Raw genomic sequence first — 16,733 nt, 5'->3', positions numbered from 1 at the left:
CACCCGGGTCAGAGCAGCGCCGCCATGGCGCGGGCGGTGTCGTTCATCCGGTTGGAGAAACCCCATTCATTGTCGTACCAGCTGACCACCCGCACCAGACCGCCATCGGTCACGCTGGTCTGCGCGCCGGCAAAGCAGGAGGAATGCGGATCATGGTTGAAATCCACCGAGACCAGCGGATCGGTCTCATAGGACAGAACCCCTTTCAGCGGGCCCTGCGCGGCCTTTGCCAGCGCCGCATTGACCTCTGCCACCGTGGCCTTGCGCCCGGGCAGGAAACACAGGTCCACCATCGAGACATTGGCCACCGGCACCCGCACGGCAGAGCCTTCCAGCCTGCCCTTCAGACCCGGCAGGACTTCTGAAATCGCCGCCGCCGCCCCGGTCGAGGTCGGCACCATGGACAGTGCCGCCGCGCGCCCGCGATACAGGTCCTTGTGCGGCGCGTCATGGGTCGGCTGGTCACCGGTATAGGCGTGGATCGTGGTCATATAGCCGGTCTCGATCCCGAAATTCTGCTCCAGCACCATGGCAACCGGGGCCAGGCAATTGGTGGTGCAGGAGGCGTTGGAAACGATCACGTCATCCGCCGTCAGATCGCCGTGGTTCACACCATAGACCACCGTGCGGTCCACCCCCTTGCCGGGGGCCGAGATCAGCACCCGCTTCGATCCGTTCTCCAGATGTTTGGCCGCGCCCTCGCGGGTGGTGAAGATGCCGGTGCATTCATAGACGATGTCCACGTCGGCCCAGGGCAGCCTGGCCGGGTCACGCTCTGCCGTCAGGCGGATGGTATGATCACCGACGCGCAATGTGTCGCCGTCCAGGCGTGCCGTTTCGGTCAGCCGCCCGTGTACGGAATCATATTTCAGCAGGTGCAGCAGGGTCGCCGCCGGGGCCAGGTCATTGACCGCCACCACCTCGATCCCCCGGGCGCCGTTTTCCAGCAGCGCACGCAGCACGTTGCGCCCGATCCGTCCAAATCCGTTGATTGCGATTTTCGTGGTCATGATATTTCTCTCCCCTTCCGGACCGGTCCATTCCGCGCGACACCGCGCATCCCGCCTGTTGCAGGACATCTGGATACGTCTTTGGCTCTCGTTAGCGCTAACAAGAGGAAATTACAACCTCCAATCCCGCCGACGCGGCGGAGTGCCTCCGATTTGTGCAGCGTGACACGGCTTTGACCCGGCGCGCGGGATTTTCCGACCTCGCCCAACGGGCGGCATCACGCAAAGTTGACCCGAAGGCCGGGACGTGCGGGGATAAAGTGAAATGGGCGCGCCCGTGCCCGGCCGCCTGCCCGGCGCGGGGGGTGTGCTCAAAAAAGCAGCGGGGCAAGTCGCATTTTCACCCTGTACTGCGCGTGCAGGTGCCCTATAGAAGCCGCCATGACCAATATGCATGAACCCATTCTGATTGCGGTGGACGCAGGCGGCACCGGGTGCCGGGCCGCGGCCGGCACTGCGGCACGCGGCATCCTGGCCGATGCGCGGGGCGGGCCCGCCAATGTCGAGAACAATTTCGGCGGGGCGATCGCCAATATCACCGCCGCCGTGCGCGCGGCGCTGGCCCAGGCCGGGCTTGCCGATACACCGCTGGAGCGGATCATCGGCCATGTCGGCGCCGCCGGGGCCAACAGCCCCGAGACGATGGCCGAGGTTGCCGCCGCCCTGCCCTATGGCCACACCATGGTGTCGGGCGACAAGGAAACCACCGTCGCCGGGGCGCTGGGGGCACATGACGGCTATGTGCTGGGCATCGGCACCGGCACCTTCATCTCGCGCCAGTGCGGCGGCGTGGTCAGCACCGTGTCGGGCTGGGGTTTCCAGATCTCCGATCAGGCCTCGGGCGCATGGCTGGGCCACCGGCTGCTGGAACGCACGCTGCTGGCCCACGACGGGATCGAACCGCAAAGCGCCCTCACCCGCCGGACGCTGGACCGGATGGGCGGGCTGCACGAGATGCGCCGGTTCTGCCTGACCGCCACGCCGACCGATTACGCGACCCTCGCGCCCGAGGTGCTGAGCGGCGCGCAGGAACAGGACCCTGCCGCGATGCAGATCATCGCCCGGGCGGTGGACTTTCTGGAAAAGGGGCTGGCGGCGCTTGATTTCACGCCCGGCGACAGGCTCTGCCTGACCGGCGGCGTGGGGCCGCATTACCGCGGCTACCTGTCCGAGGACGTGGTGCGCAACCTGGTCGCCCCGCAGGGCAATGCCATGCAGGGGGCCTTTGCGCTGGCCCGTCAGGCCGCGCAGCAGGAAGCCTAGTCACCCGGAATCAAAGTTCGGTTCATTAAATGCAGCTCTCAACGGCAGGTTCGCACCCGACCCCGAGGGCGGCCCTCCATTTGGCGGGGCATCTCCATTTTTCCATAGTTCGCAGCATCTTGCGAGGTCGGAGTTTCGCACCCGCCGTTTTGCCGAAGGCAAACCTGCGGTTTGACGGGGGCGGGGTCCGGTGCGAACCGGATCGCAAGCGATCCGGGGGCAGTGGGAAATGATGCGCATTTCGTTTCCGCCATACTAGGTCGGAATCGAAGTTGCAGCGTTGAAGCGGGTGCCCGACAGAGGTTCGCGCCCGGCCCCGAGGACGCAACTTGGCGCGCCATACTGCAGGGGAAGACATGTCATACATGACATGTCAAAAATGACAGGTCTATCATGACATGTCTTCACCTGCAGGCAGCAGGTAGCAGGTAGCAGGTAGCAGGTAGCAGGGCAGTGGCGGCAGATGACAGCGGTGCAAAGCCTATGGTTGCGGCTTCGGCCTGAGTGATCCGGGATCGTCTGAAATCAGATATTTCATCGCGTTCCAACGCATCGCTTTAGCGCCCGCCGCAGCGGCCCGCTTTGCTTGCCTTATCTGGGTCTGTGGATCTGTGGGGACCGTTGAAATGGCGGCGCCGCCGGATCGGATGGATGAGACAGGGATGACCCTGCACGTTGAACGGTTCAAAGTGGCCCGCTGAGGACGGGCCTCTGTTTCTCCGAATGCGCCCGGCGTGTCAGACCGGATGCGGATGTCGCGACAGATGGGGTTCTACCGGCACAGGGTTAACCCTGTCCTGCTGCCCCGTCCGTTGCGCGCCCATGGGCGGGATGCCTGCGCCGCACCGATGCGGGCCGCCCCGGCAGGTTCAGCCGCGCGTCATTGCGGCTCTGGCGCGAGATCACCTTGCCTTTCGCCACCACCACCAGCCGGTCGGGCCGCAGGCGCAGCGCCTCGATCGGATTGCCCGCGTCCAGCACCACCAGCGAGGCCTGCGCGCCGACCTGCAGCCCGTAATCCTGCAGCCCCATGATCCGCGCATTCACCTCTGTCACCATGTCGAAACAACGCAGCATCTCTTCCGGGCTGCTCATCTGCGCCACATGCTGGCCCATGAAGGCCACGTCCAGCATGTCGCCGGTGCCCATCGAATACCAGGGGTCCATCACGCAATCCTGCCCCCAGCCCACGGTGATGCCCTGCGCCTGCATCTCCTTCACCCGCGTCAACCCGCGCCGTTTGGGGAAAGTGTCATGACGGCCCTGCAGCATGATGTTGATCAGCGGGTTGGGGATGGCGGCAACCCCGGCTTCGGCGATCAGGGGCAGCAGTTTGGAGACATAGTAATTGTCCATCGAATGCATCGAGGTCAGATGCGACCCGGCCACCCGGCCCTGCAGGCCAAGGCGCTGCGTCTCATAGGCCAGGGTTTCGATATGGCGCGAATGGGGGTCGTCGGTTTCGTCGCAATGCAGGTCCACCATCAGCCCGCGCTCGGCGGCAATCTCGCACAGGGCGGTGACCGACCGCGCGCCATCCACCATGGTGCGTTCGAAATGCGGGATGCCGCCGACCACATCCACCCCCATGTCCAGCGCGCGAAGCGTGTTGGCATAGGCGGTGGGGTCGCGGTAGAGCCCGTCCTGCGGGAAGGCCACCAGCTGCAGGTCGATATAGGGGCTGACGGCACGGCGGACCTCCAGCAGCGCCTCGACCCCCAGCAGGCGGTCGTCGCAGGTGTCCACATGGCTGCGGATCGCCAGCAGGCCGAGCGAGGCCGCCCAGTCGCAATATTCCAGCGCGCGGTCAAAGACCTCTTGTTGTGTCATCACGCCCTTCAGCTCGCCCCAGAGCCCGATCCCTTCGAGCAGCGTGCCCGAGGCATTGATGCGCGGGGTGCCGTAGCTGAGCGTGGCGTCCATGTGGAAATGCGGATCGACGAAGGGGGGCGAGACGAGATCACCGGTAGCGTCGATGACCTCGCCCGCTTGCGTGTCGAGCGTGCCGATGGCGGTGATCCGGTCGCCCGCGATGCCGATGTCGGCGGTGGTGCCGTCCGGCAATGTGCCGCCCTTGATGATGATGTCGAACATGGAGCTGTCCTTTCAGTTAAGTTCCGTCCGGCCTCGGGCCGGACAGCCCCCGACCGCCCCCATGGGCGGGGGCTTCACCCCCACCCGCGGTCGGGGGCTGTCCTTTGTGGATAAATAGAGGTCATTCAACGCTCCCCCTTGTTGAAGGGCACCATCAGCGCCGCAGGCACCTGTGCGCGGCGCGACATGACCACCAGCGCCAGGATCGACAGGATATAGGGCGCCATCAGGAAATACTGATAGGGTATCCCCGCCCCCAGCGGGGTCTGCTGCAACCGCACCTGCAACGCGTCGAAAGCGGCAAAGAGCACCGCGCCCAGCAGGGTCTTGCCGGGCCGCCACGAGCCGAAGACCACCAGCGCGATGCAGATCCAGCCGCGCCCGTTCACCATCTCGAAGAAGAAGGAATTGAAGGCGCTCATGGTCAGGAACGCCCCGCCCACCGCCATCAGCCCGCTGCCCGCCATCACCGCGCCGATGCGGATGGCCGACACGCTCAGGCCCTGCGCCTCCACCGCCGCCGGGTTTTCACCCGCCGCGCGCAGGGCCAGCCCCAGCGGCGTGCGGTAGAGCACCACGCTCACCACAACCACCAGCACAAAAGCCAGATAAGTCAGCGGCGTCTGCGAAAACAGCGCCGGGCCCACCAGCGGCAGATCCGACAGCAGCGGCACCTCCCAGGGCTGGAAGGCCGCGATCTTGGGCGGCGAGGTGACCTCCGGCAGGGCCAGACGGTAGCAATAATAGGTCAGCGAAGTCGCCAGCAGGGTGATGCCCAGCCCCACCACATGCTGCGAGAGCCCAAAGGGCACGCAGAGCACACCGTGCAGCAACCCGAATGCCATGCCCGCCAGCATCGCCACGCAGACCCCGAACCAGAGGCCGCCGCCCAGATAGACCGTCAGCCAGCCGGCAAAGGCGCCCACCACCATGATCCCCTCGATGCCGAGGTTCAGCACGCCCGCGCGTTCGCAGATCAGCTCGCCCAATGCGGCAAAGATCAGCGGCGAGGCGATGCGGATCGCGGCGGTCCAGAAACTGGCGGAGATGAGAATATCAAGGATGTCCATCAGCCGCGCCTCACCCTGAATTTGGTCAGCATGATCGCCAGCACCATCAGGAGCAGCGCCACCGCCAGCATGATGTCGGCCAGATAGGTCGGCACCCCTGCCGCGCGGCTCATGCTGTCCGCGCCGACGAAGATGCCCGCGACAAACAGCGCCGCCACCACCACGCCCAGCGGGTTCAGCAGCGCCAGCATCGCCACGATGATCCCGGTGTAGCCAAAGCCGGGCGAGATATCCAAGGTCAGGCTGCCCTTCAGCCCCGAGACCTCGGAGAACCCGGCAAGCGCGGCGAGGCCGCCTGACAGCAGCGCGGTCTTGATCAGCGTGGCATTGACCGGGATGCCCGCAAAACGCGCGGCCTCCGCGTTCAGCCCCACGGCGCGCATCTCATAGCCCAGCGTGGTGCGGCGCTGGATCACCCAGACCACAGCCGCCGAAATCAGCGCAAGGCCGAAGCCCCAGTGCAGGCGCAGCCCGTCGATGATGCGCGGCAGCCGCGCCTCGGCCACCAGCCGGGCGGATTTGGGCCAGCCCAGCCCCATCGGGTCCTTCAACGGCCCCTCCAGCAGCATGGAGACCCAGAGCAGCACGACGAAATTCAGCAGAAGGGTTGTCACCACCTCATCCACGCCAAAGCGGGTTTTCAGGAAGGTCGGCACCAGCAGCACCAGCGCCCCCGCCAGCATCGCGGCGATGGCGATGAGTGGCAGCAGCGCGGCCGAAGGCCAGGCCAGCGCACCGGTGCCCAGCACCACGGTGACCACTGCCCCCATGTATAGCTGCGCCTCGGCCCCGATGTTCCACAGCCTGGCCTTGAAGGCGACGGCAACCGCCAGCCCGGTAAAGATCAGCGGCGTCGCGCGGTTCAGCGTTTCCAGCGTGGCGAACTTCGATCCGAAAGCCCCCTTGAGGATCAGCCCCAGCACCGAAAACGGCTGCGCCCCCGCGATCATCGCCAGCAGCGAGGCGATCACCACGGTGCCCGCCAGCGCCAGCGCGGGCAGGCCCAGGCGGCGGGTCAGCGCCGGGTTGGCAATGGGTTCAAGCCGCATGGTCAAACCCCTCGCCCGCCATCCAGACGCCCAGTTCCGCCACGCTCAGCGCGCCCCGGTCAAAGGCGGGCGACAGCCGCCCTTCGGAGATCACATGGATCACATCCGCCAGCGCCGTGACCTCGTCCAGATCCTCGGAGATCAGCAGCACCGCCGCGCCCCGGTCCCGTGCCGCCAGCAGCTGTTCATGCACATAGGTCAGCGCCCCGATGTCGAGGCCCCGCACCGGCTGGTTCGCCAGCACCACGTCGGGGGTGGTTTCCAGCACCCGGCCCAGGATCAGCTTTTGCATGTTGCCGCCCGACAGCAGGCGGATGCGGGTTTCGGGCCCTGGGCAGCGCACGTCATAGCCTGCGATGATGTTCTGCGCGAAATCGCGGGCGGCGCGCCAGTTCATCCAGCCCCGGCGTGAGAACGGCGGGCTGGCGTAAAGCTCAAGCACCGCATTTTCCGTGAGGTCGAAATCCGCGATGGTCCCGGTCTTGTGCCGGTCCTCGGGGATGCGCGCGATCCGGGCGGCAAGGGCTGTGCGCGGGCTCCAGCCCGCAACCGGCGCGTCCGAGATGCGCAGTTCCCCCGATGCGGGCGCAATCAGCCCGCCGATCAGGTCGGCCAGCGCCGCCTGCCCGTTGCCCGACACCCCCGCCAGCCCGGTGATCTGGCCCGCGCGCAGGTCCAGATCGACCGCCTTGAGCCCCGGCGCGCTGCCCCGGTCCGGCGTGGTGACCGCCCGCAGAGAGACCCGCAGGGCACCGGGATTGGCCTGCCGCACCTGCGGCGCGGCAACCTCCGCCCCCACCATCATCTGCGCCAGCTGCGCCGCATCGGTATCGGCGGTGCGCGCCTCGGCCACCAGCCTGCCATGGCGCAGCACCACCACGCGGGAGGAAATCGCCGTGACCTCGTGCAGCTTGTGGCTGATGAAGATCACCGACAGCCCCCGCGCCACCGCCCGGCGCATGGTGGCAAAGAGATCGTCGGTCTCCTGCGGGGTCAGCACGGCGGTGGGTTCATCCAGAATGAGGATGCGCGCCTCGCGGTAAAGCGCCTTGAGGATCTCGACCCGCTGGCGCTCGCCGACGCTGAGCGCGCCGACCTGCGCCTCCATGTCCACCCGCAGCCCGTAATCCTGCATCAGGGCCTTGATCCGGCGGCGCGCGGCGGCACGGCCGAACCCCGGCCGCCAGAGCGGTGCGGTGCCCAGCACGATGTTTTCCAGCACGCTCATGTTGTCGGCGAGGGTGAAATGCTGATGCACCATGCCCACCCCGGCCTCCAGCGCCGCGCGCGGGTTGCCGGGGGGCAGCGGCTGGCCAAAGACTTCGACGCTGCCCTCGTCCGGCGTGTAATGGCCAAAGAGGATATTCATCAGCGTGGTCTTGCCCGCGCCGTTTTCGCCCAGCAGGGCGATGACCTCGCCCTGCCGCAGTTCGAAGCTGATCGCATCATTCGCGGTCAGCGCGCCGAACCGCTTGGTGATGCGGTCAAGACGCAGGACAATGGGGGTTGTGGTCACGGGCATTCAGGGGCCGTCAGCGGGTGCTGGCAGATGCGAAGGGCAGCGCCGTCCCGAGGGGTGGCGCAAAGGGCAGCGCCTGCCTGGGGAGGCGCAGGGGCGTGACGGCGAAAATGGCGACCGGGCCGGGGTACATGCATCGTTGCAACGGGTGGCAACGTCCAAAGCGCCTGCCGGGGGGCAGGCAGGCGCTGCCCGGCCTGTCGGCCGGGCGAGTCCGTCGGGTAACCCGGACCATCTGCAAGGCCTGCACTCAACTGGACTTCGGCTCTTCGTCGTTGATCTCGACCGTGTATTCGCCCGCCTTGATCGCCTTGGTGCGTTCCGCGATCAGGTCCAGCGCCGCCTGCGGGATCTTGCCCTCAAACGTGCCGAAAGGCGCCAGCGATGCGCCGCCCTCCTTCATGAAGGAATAGACGCCATAGTCGGCGGCGGTGAAGTTCCCCGCCTTCACCGCGGCAATCGCGGCATCCAGCGTCGGCTCAAAGTGCCAGATCGCCGAGGCGACGACGGTCTCGGGGTATTCCGCCTGGGTGTCGATCACATTGCCGATGGCCAGAATGCCCTTTTCCTGCGCCGCATCCGAGACGCCGAAACGTTCCGCATAAAGGATATCGGCACCATTCTCGATCATCGCAAATGCGGTTTCCTTGGCCTTGGGCGGATCGAACCAGGAGCCGATGAAGCTGACCTGAAAGGCGATGTCCGGCTTCATCTCGGCGGCGCCGGCCATGAAGGCATGCATCAGGCGGTTGACCTCGGGGATCGGAAAGCCGCCGACCATGCCGATATTGCCGCTTGTCGTCATCGCCCCTGCCACGATGCCGGAAAGATAGGCGGCGTCCTGGATGTAATTGTCGAAGACGGCAAAGTTCGGCAGGCCCGCGTCTTCCTTGAAACTTGATCCCATCAGGAAGGCCACATCGGGGTAATCGGCGGCGACCTCGCGCGCCTCCTGTTCCGCGCCGAAGACCTCGCCGATGATCAGGGTGTTCCCGCTTTCGGCATATTCGCGCATGACGCGGGCGTAATCGGTGTTGGAGACGTTTTCGGTAAAGACATATTCGATGTCACCGCGGGCCTGTGCCGCCTCTGCCGCCTTGTGGATGCGGCTGACCCATTGTTGTTCGACAGGTACGGTATAGATGCCCGCAACCTTGATCGGTTCGGCGGCAAGGGCTGTGCGCGGTGCCAGGGCGAAAGCGCCCGCCATGGCGGCGGCGGAGCCGAGCAGAAAGCGGCGTGTGAAGCGACGTGTGGTCATGATGATCCCCCGTTGGTTTTATTATTGCAGATCGTTTGCCAGTGGCCCCGATGAGTCAATAGAACGCCGCCTGATTAAGCAATACTTCTGTCGCGGTCGCGGCGATGCGCCCAGTCCGCAGGCGGTCCGCCGCCAGCCGGGAGAGACCGCAAAAGCCACTGCACGCCGCAGCGGGGCGTCGGCTCATGCCGGTTGGCCGGCGGGCCTGCCAAGGGTTGACAGCTCCTGCGCAAGCATGTCGCGCACCCGCGCGATCCGGGGCACATGGCGCAGGGCATCGGGGACCACCAGCCAGACCGGCAGCGCCGGCAGGGTCACGAAATCGGCGATGCGCTCGACCCTCGGGTCGGCATCGCCGATCAGACGCTGGAATCCGCCCACACCGCCCCCCGAACAGACAAGGGACCAGTTCACCAGCTGATCCTCGCAGCGCAGCGGAAAGAAATCACGGGTGACGTGCAGGCCGTTCTGCGCCATCAGGCGCAGGATCAGCTCGGACCTGTCGAAGCCGACAAAATCCATTTTCATCAGCGCCTCGGGCGTGTCGGGGCGGCCCGCCCGGGCGATGTAGCTTTGCGCCGCGTAAAGCCCCAGCGGCAGCTCCGCGATCTTCTGCGCGATCAGGTTGCCGCGTTCGGGACGGAACATCCGCAGGGCGATGTCCGCCTCGCGGTGCATCAGGTTTTCCGGCATGTCGGAGGCCACAAGGTCGATCTGGATGCCCGGTTCCTCCGCCCGCAGGCGGGCCAGGATCGGCGGCAGGTGCCAATAGGCCACGACCCGCGACGCGGTGATGCGCACCCGCCCCTCCAGCCGCGCGCTCTTGCCCGCGGCGGTCAGCGCCACATGGGAGGCCGCGTCCTCCATCTTGCGCACATGGTCATAAAGCTGATGGCCCAGGGCGGTCAGGCTCTGGCCGTCGGGCTTGCGGATAAAGAGCGGTTGTTCCAGCGCGGTTTCCAGCGCGCGCACATGGCGCCCCAATGTCGGCTGGCTGACGCCGCAGGCGCGCGACGCCGCCGACAGCGATCCCGCCTTTGCCACCTGCAGAAAACTTTGCAGCAGCGACCAGTCCAATGCCCGTATATCCATTCATTTATGAATACCTGAACTGCAATTTCTGGCAATCCCCATTCGGATTATTTTGAGCAACAAGGGCGGGGCAATCGTTTCACAGGAGTTCACATGTCCCGAACAGTTCTCATTCTCGGTGCCTCGGGTTTCGCAGGCCAGGCTTTTGACCGCGCCTTTTCGGCGGATGGCTGGCGCGTCCGCCGTTTCCAGCGCGGCACCGATCCGGCACAGGCGGCGCGCGGTGCCGATCTGATCGTCAATGCCATGAACCCGCCGGATTACCACGACTGGGCCCGGCAGATCCCGAAGATCACCGAGATTGCCATGGCTGCGGCCCGCGCCAGCGGTGCGCGGGTGCTGATCCCCGGCAACGTCTATGTCTACGGCAATCAGCCCGGTCCCTGGTCGGCAGAGACGCCGCACCGGGCCTGCAGCCGGAAGGGGCAGATCCGCGTCGAGATGGAGGCCGCCTGGCGCACCTCCGGCCTGCCCGTGACGATCCTGCGCGGCGGCGATTTCATTGATCACCAGCGCAGCGGTCAGGCGATCGGGCTGGTGGTGCTGAAAAAGCTGCACAAGGGCCGGATCACGGCGATGGGCGCACCCGGGGTCGAGCGGGCCTATGCCTATCTGCCCGATTTCGCCCGCGCGGCTGTTGCCTTGTCGAAACTGGAGGATCTGCCGGTTTTTGCCGATGTCGCCCTGCCGGGGCATAGCTTCAGCATCAACGATCTGGCCCGTGAGATCACCCGCCAGAGCGGGCGGGAGATGAAGATCGGCCAGTTCCCCTGGTGGGCGCTGCGCCTGAGCGCGCCGGTCTGGGAACTGGGGCGTGAGCTGCTTGAACAGCGCTATCTGTTCGATCATCCGCACCGTCTGTGCGGCGAGAAATTCGCGGCGCTTTGCCCGGCATTCCGGCATACGCCGTTCGAGGAGATGGTTGGAAGGCTGATTCAGCTTCACGATGCGGGTTAGGTGCCCCGAAGCCAAAGTACATTCCGCTTGCCATTCGTCCCCGGATCGCTTGCGATCCGGTTCGCGCCCGACCCCGCCCCCCAGGGCGGGCGCGAATTATTCCAACGTTTTCACCTGTTGCAACCTCTCGCCATACCCGGATCGCGCGCCAAGCCTCACCACGCCCCCCCTCGGGGTCGGGCGCGAACCTCTGTCGCGCCTGTACAAGACCGCAAACTTCGATTCCGGGAAGCCGGGCGGGGCGGCTTGACCAACCTACTCCAGCGCGGCTTTCGCGCCCTGCCGGGTGAGGGTCACATCGAAACCGCCCGCGCTGAGCGTGATGCGTTGCAGGGTCCGGGTGGCATAGGTCAGCTGCATGCCCAGCGACTTGAACCGGAAGGGTGACAGATGCCCCGGCCCCTGCACCACGCGGTAGGACATCCTGCAGGTGACCTCGCCACCGCTGTCGCTGCGCGCGGCGGTGGCGATGCGCACCACCCGGCGGCCGTCGTGGACGACCATCGGCTGCGGGCAGTCGCGGCCCAGCGCCAGCGCGGCAAAGGCTTCGGTCAGGGAAATCACGCCCCTTGGCACCTGCGCCACATCGCTGAGGTCCGTCGCCTCATCCGCCGGGATGACGGTGACTTCGGTCACCTGCCCCCCTGCCCGGGTCACCGCGATGTCGCGCGTCTTGCTGCCGCGGCTGCGGCTTTCGTAGCCCACCGCCGCGCCGCGCGCTCTGGTCACCGCCTCGAAACTGCCGTCGGCCACCCCCAGCGGCGTGTTGTCCATGACCGCCAGCAGACGGCCCGCGCGCGGCCCGCCGTCAAAGGTCAGCGTGCCGATCTGGCGGTTGCCCAGCGCCATGGCAAAGCTCAGCTTTTCCGCAAGCGCCGGTCCGGCCAGCAGGCCCAGCGCGCAGGCGGTCAGGATCGCGGAACATCTCATGCTGGGTTTCCGTTGTCAGGGGCATCAGGGGCGTCGGGTTTTGCATAAGGCAACAACGCGCCCATGGCGAGGGGGCAGGCCCCGCGCCGCAGCATTCCGCTTGCCCAGGGCGGGGCTTGCGGAATATTCTCCGCGCGACAAAAGCGAACCCAGGATGCGAGGGCTGTACGGTGCCGAGTTTTAGTTTGAAACGCCCGACTTGTGCCGGGCTGGTCCTGGTTGCCCTTGTCGCGGGATGCGGCAGGTCCGAAGCGCCGCCGCCCTCTGCAAGCGATGTGGAATGCCTGGCCCGGGCGATGTATTTCGAATCGAACCGCTCCAGCCGGGACGGGATGGTTGCGGTGGGCAGCGTGGTGATGAACCGGGTCGCCTCCGACGCCTTTCCCGACACGGTCTGCGGCGTGGTCGGCCAGCCGAACCAATTCGCCCCCGGCGTCATGACAAGCCCGATGGAAAGCAGGGGGGCGGCACTTGCCCGTGACACCGCCCTTGCGGTCTATCGCGGTGAGCGGCATCCCCATACCGGCGCGGCCAAGTTCTTTCACGCGGCCTGGTATCAGGCGAATTACAACAACATCCACTATGTGGTGACGACCGGCGGCAATGCGTTCTACGAAAAGCGGCGGCCGGAGCATGTCTCGGTGCCCGCGCCCCTGCCCCCGACGGAAGGTCTGACCTCGGGCTAGAATCAGACCTCTGCCGCAGCGCCCAGCGGATTGAAGCAGGCGATTTCCCGCCCCCCCCTGTCACCGGTCAGGGCGGGCCTTTCGCGGCGGCACCGATCTGTCGCAAAGGCGCAGCGTTCGTTGAAGGCGCATCCCTTGGGCGGGTCCAGCGGATCGGGCAGTTCCACGCCGGCTTTCTCCGGGGCGGAGATCGGGCGGCCGACCTCCGGCGCGCTTTGGGCAAGCAGGGCGGTATAGGGGTGGCGCGGATTGGCGAAGATTTCCCGCGCCGGGCCGATTTCGACAACCGCACCGAAGTAGAGCACCGCAACCCGGTCGCTGACCGCCTCGACCACCGCCAGATCGTGGCTGATGAACAGATAGGTGAGGCCGAATTCCTGCTTGAGATCCGCCAGCAGGTTCAGCACCTGCGCCTGCACCGAGACATCCAGCGCCGAGACCGGTTCATCCAGGATCAGGATGCGCGCCCTGGCGGCCAGCGCCCGGGCGATGCCGATCCGCTGCGCCTGCCCGCCGGAGAATTCATGCGGATAACGGTCCAGGAATTCCTCGCGCAGGTTGACGGCGGCAAAAATCTCGCTGATCCGCGCGGCGCGCTCTGTCTTGCCCATGCGGTGCAGCCTGCGCAGGGGGGCCTCCATGATCTGGCGGATGGTCTTGCGCGGGTTCAGGCTGCTGATCGGGTCCTGGAACACGTATTGAATGCGTTTGCCAAAGATGGCGGGATCGGCGTTGTCCAGAACCGCCCCTTCGATTTCGATCTCTCCGGTGCTGGGCGGCAGGAGCCCGACGAGCATCTTGGCCAAGGTGGATTTGCCGCAGCCGGATTCGCCGACGATCCCCAGAGTCTCGCCGGTTTTGACTGTCAGATCCAGCGGCTGGACCGCATGCACATAGGACCAGGGTGCCCCGAAGGAGCGTTTGCCGACCCGGAAGGATTTTGACAGCCCCGTGAGTTTGAGCGCATCGGTCATATGCTGTGCTCCGTCGCGTTTTCGGGAAAGAGGCAGCGGACCCGGCGGTCCGGTCCGGTCGGGCGCAGATCAATCTGCCCCGCCCGGCACTCCGCCTGCGCCTTGTCGCAGCGCGCGGCAAAGGCGCAGCCGGCCGGCAGGTTGTCGACGACGGGGGGCAATCCGGGTATTGCGGCCAGTTTGCGCCGGCCGCCGCCCAGGGTCGGCACGCAGTCGATCAACCGGCTGGTATAGGGGTGTTGCGGGTTGCGCAGGACGGCCCCGGTAGGTCCCTGTTCGACAATCCGGCCCGCATACATCACCGCCACGCTGTCGCAGAGCTGGCCCACCACGCCGAAGTCATGGGTGATGAAGATGATCGCCAGACCGCGTTCGCGCCTGAGATCGCTGAGAACCGAGAGGATCTGCGCCTGAACGGTCACATCCAGGGCGGTTGTCGGCTCATCCGCGATGATGACATCGGGGTCATTGGCCAGTGCCATGGCGATGCCGACCCGCTGCCGCATGCCGCCCGACATCTCGTAAGGGTAGCTGTCGATCCGGCTTTCCGCATTGGGAATGCGCACCGATTTCAGCAGGTCGACGGCCCGGGCGCGGGCGGCGCTGCGGGGGAGTGATTCATGCGACTGGATCGCCTCGATCAACTGATCCCCGACCCGGTAGAGCGGATGCAGGGTGGCCAGCGGATCCTGGAAGATATAGGCCACCCGGCGGCCCCTGAGGGCGCGCAGCACCTCATAGGGCGCGCCGACAATGTCTTTGCCGTCAAAGTGGACCGCGCCGCCGGTGATGACACCGGGTGGCGAGGCGACCAGCCCCATGACGCTGAGCGCGGTGACGGATTTGCCCGATCCGCTTTCCCCGATGATGCCCAGGCAGGCGCCCTTTTCCACATGCAGATCGACACCGCCGACGGCCTTGTATTGCCGGTCGCGGACATGGAATTCGGTCTGCAGCCCGGTGATGTCCAGCAGGCTGTCGGTGCGGGCGGCGGGCACCGCCCCCTGGCGGTCGACCGTGGTTGCGGCCATCGGGCGGCTGAGCGCGCCGGATTTCAGGCGCGGGTCCAGCGCGTCGCGGATGCCGTCGCCCAGCAGGTTGATGCCCATCACGATGATCAGGATCATCGCACCGGGCACGATGGAGGTATGGGGGTTGGTGATCAGCGCGGAGCGTGCCTCGCCCAGCATCGAGCCGAGATCGGCCTGTGGCGGCTGCGAGCCGAGGCCGAGAAAGGACAGGCCCGCGGTCTCCAGGATCATCCAGCCGACGGTTGTGGACATGGCGATGACGATCACCGGCAGCACATTGGGCAGCACCTCGCCCAGGATGATTTCGTGGTCGCGCATCCCGGCCAGCCGGGCGGCGTCGATGAATTCCTTATGGGCGATGCCGACCGTGATGCCGCGGATGTTGCGGGCAAAGAAGGGCACGTTGACCGCCGCCACCGCGATCAGCGCGTTCATCAGGCCGGGGCCAAGCGCGGCGACAATGGCCAGCGCCAGCAGGATATAGGGAAAGGCCATCAGCATATCGACGCCGCGCATGATGATGTTGTCGGTCCTGCCCCCGAAATAGCCCGCGATGATGCCGATGGCGGAGCCCAGCGTGGCGGCGATGATCGCGGCGGCCAGCCCCATGGCAAGGCTCAGCCGGGTGCCCCAGAGCAGGCGGCTCAGCAGGTCGCGGCCCAGATGGTCGGTGCCCAGAAGCGCGCCCTCGCTGAAGGGCGGCTTGAAGCGATCGGCGGTCCGGGTGACATCGGGATCGGCCAGCGGCAGCAGCGGCGTCAGCAGTGCCAGCAGCACCACGATGCCGATCATGACAAGGCCCGCCAGGGCAAGACGGTTGCGCGCCAGCAGTTTCAGAAAGGCGGTCATGTCTTGATCCTCGGGTCAAGCAGCGCCTGGGCCACGTCCACGAGGATGTTGAACATCACGTAGCAGGCGGCGATGAACACCACCCCGCCCTGAACCAGCAGGATATCGCGTTTGAGGATGGCATCGACCAGCATCCGGCCAACGCCGGGCCATTGAAAGACCATCTCGATATAGACGGCACCGGACAGCACAAAGCCCGCCTGAATGCCCAGGATGGGAATGATCGAGACCATGGCGGCGCGCAGGGCATGGCGCCAGATCACCCGGCGTTCGTTCACGCCCTTGGCGCGGGCGGTGCGGATGAAATCCTGGCGCAGCACCTCCAGCATGGCGGAACGGGCCAGCCGCGCGATCACCCCGGTCGCCACCACCGAGAGGGCGAATGCGGGCATCGCCAGATGGTCCAGCAGCACCGGCAGGTTGCGATCCCCGTAGATCGGCCACATGCCCGACACCGGGAACCACCGCAGCTGGACGGCGAAGATCAGGATCATCATCATGCCCAAAAAGAACGAGGGGATCGAGATGCCCAGCAGCACGGCAAAGGTGATCGCCTTGTCGGCAAACCCGTATTGCCGCGCCGCCGAGATGACACCGGCGGCGATGCCCAGCAGCGAGCACAGAAGAAAGGAGCTGCCCGCCAGGATCAGGGTTGCACCGAAGCGGTCCAGCACCTCGTCCAGCACCGGGCGGTTGAGGGCAAAGCTGCGCCCGAAATCGCCCTGCAGCATGTTGCCGAGCCAGATGAAATACCGCGCCACGATGCCCTGATCGAGCCCGAGGTCGCGGTTCAGCTTCTCGACGTTCTCGGGGGTCGCATAGGAGCCCAGGATCGCGGTTGCCGGGTCGCCGGGGATCAGCGCCATGATCGCAAAGACGATCACGCTGATGCCCAGCAGCACCGGAATGGCCGAGAGCAGGCGTTTGAGGATATATCCGGTCATGGGC

Annotated in this window: 14 protein-coding genes; 3 read left to right on the top strand and 11 right to left on the bottom strand. The window is 66.2% G+C overall.

From position 1 onward, the window contains the following. Positions 1-8: 8 nt before the first annotated feature. Positions 9-1,010: a type I glyceraldehyde-3-phosphate dehydrogenase gene (gap, locus tag ACWNZ3_RS04915; RefSeq protein ID WP_496901414.1), complete on the bottom strand. Its 1,002-nt coding sequence runs from the start codon at positions 1,008-1,010 to the stop codon at positions 9-11. 381 nt (positions 1,011-1,391) lie between these two features. On the opposite strand from gap, the gene ACWNZ3_RS04910 reads away from it, so the two are divergent. Then, positions 1,392-2,273, top strand: a complete 882-nt coding sequence (locus tag ACWNZ3_RS04910; RefSeq protein WP_269362273.1) for a glucosamine kinase nucleotide-binding domain-containing protein — start codon at positions 1,392-1,394, stop codon at positions 2,271-2,273. Between the two features lie 786 nt (positions 2,274-3,059). On the opposite strand, the gene ACWNZ3_RS04905 is transcribed toward ACWNZ3_RS04910, so the two are convergent. The 6 genes from ACWNZ3_RS04905 to ACWNZ3_RS04880 form a co-directional block, all read right to left on the bottom strand. Continuing rightward, on the bottom strand, positions 3,060-4,367 hold the full coding sequence (locus ACWNZ3_RS04905; protein ID WP_496901413.1) for an amidohydrolase family protein: 1,308 nt from the start codon (positions 4,365-4,367) through the stop codon (positions 3,060-3,062). 125 nt (positions 4,368-4,492) lie between these two features. Continuing rightward, complete coding sequence (locus ACWNZ3_RS04900; RefSeq protein WP_114274795.1) at positions 4,493-5,437, bottom strand: ABC transporter permease; 945 nt, start codon at positions 5,435-5,437, stop codon at positions 4,493-4,495. Next, positions 5,437-6,486 (bottom strand): ABC transporter permease, encoded by a 1,050-nt coding sequence (locus ACWNZ3_RS04895; protein ID WP_496901412.1) that lies wholly within the window; start codon positions 6,484-6,486, stop codon positions 5,437-5,439. Before ACWNZ3_RS04895 ends, ACWNZ3_RS04900 begins: the two co-directional genes overlap by 1 nt. Next, complete coding sequence (locus tag ACWNZ3_RS04890) at positions 6,476-8,008, bottom strand: ABC transporter ATP-binding protein (protein WP_496901411.1); 1,533 nt, start codon at positions 8,006-8,008, stop codon at positions 6,476-6,478. Before ACWNZ3_RS04890 ends, ACWNZ3_RS04895 begins: the two co-directional genes overlap by 11 nt. Positions 8,009-8,255: 247 nt before the next feature. Beyond that, a complete protein-coding gene (locus ACWNZ3_RS04885) occupies positions 8,256-9,266 on the bottom strand; it encodes a BMP family protein (RefSeq protein ID WP_496901410.1) in 1,011 nt (336 codons plus the stop codon). Positions 9,267-9,449: 183 nt separating this feature from the next. Continuing rightward, the gene (locus ACWNZ3_RS04880; RefSeq protein ID WP_269362284.1) at positions 9,450-10,358 is read right to left on the bottom strand and encodes a LysR family transcriptional regulator; all 909 of its coding nucleotides are present in this window, start codon (positions 10,356-10,358) and stop codon (positions 9,450-9,452) included. Positions 10,359-10,451: 93 nt separating this feature from the next. Between ACWNZ3_RS04880 and ACWNZ3_RS04875 the strand changes: the two genes are divergently transcribed. Then, complete coding sequence (locus ACWNZ3_RS04875) at positions 10,452-11,315, top strand: NAD-dependent epimerase/dehydratase family protein (RefSeq protein ID WP_496901409.1); 864 nt, start codon at positions 10,452-10,454, stop codon at positions 11,313-11,315. A 255-nt stretch (positions 11,316-11,570) separates the two neighbouring features. Here the strand turns inward: ACWNZ3_RS04875 and ACWNZ3_RS04870 are convergent, their stop codons facing one another. After that, positions 11,571-12,245 (bottom strand): hypothetical protein, encoded by a 675-nt coding sequence (locus ACWNZ3_RS04870; protein WP_496901408.1) that lies wholly within the window; start codon positions 12,243-12,245, stop codon positions 11,571-11,573. Positions 12,246-12,430: 185 nt separating this feature from the next. On the opposite strand from ACWNZ3_RS04870, the gene ACWNZ3_RS04865 reads away from it, so the two are divergent. After that, a complete protein-coding gene (locus ACWNZ3_RS04865; RefSeq protein WP_496901407.1) occupies positions 12,431-12,931 on the top strand; it encodes a cell wall hydrolase in 501 nt (166 codons plus the stop codon). 2 nt (positions 12,932-12,933) lie between these two features. Here ACWNZ3_RS04865 and ACWNZ3_RS04860 read toward each other — a convergent pair whose 3' ends face one another. Genes ACWNZ3_RS04860 through ACWNZ3_RS04850 form a run of 3 tightly spaced genes read right to left on the bottom strand, consistent with a single transcriptional unit; the run spans position 12,934 to position 16,729 of the window. Further along, entirely contained in the window at positions 12,934-13,905 is a 972-nt protein-coding gene (locus tag ACWNZ3_RS04860; RefSeq protein ID WP_496901406.1) for an oligopeptide/dipeptide ABC transporter ATP-binding protein, read from the bottom strand. Continuing rightward, positions 13,902-15,785, bottom strand: a complete 1,884-nt coding sequence (locus tag ACWNZ3_RS04855; protein ID WP_496901405.1) for a dipeptide/oligopeptide/nickel ABC transporter permease/ATP-binding protein — start codon at positions 15,783-15,785, stop codon at positions 13,902-13,904. Before ACWNZ3_RS04855 ends, ACWNZ3_RS04860 begins: the two co-directional genes overlap by 4 nt. Next, positions 15,782-16,729: an ABC transporter permease gene (locus tag ACWNZ3_RS04850; protein WP_269362294.1), complete on the bottom strand. Its 948-nt coding sequence runs from the start codon at positions 16,727-16,729 to the stop codon at positions 15,782-15,784. The genes ACWNZ3_RS04855 and ACWNZ3_RS04850 overlap by 4 nt, the downstream gene beginning before the upstream one ends. Positions 16,730-16,733 lie beyond the last annotated feature (4 nt).

It is taken from the genome of Sulfitobacter sp. IGS-18, assembly GCF_059628195.1.
The sequence above is the reverse complement of the archived record's forward strand: the minus strand, read 5'-3'. Positions and strand labels throughout refer to the sequence as shown.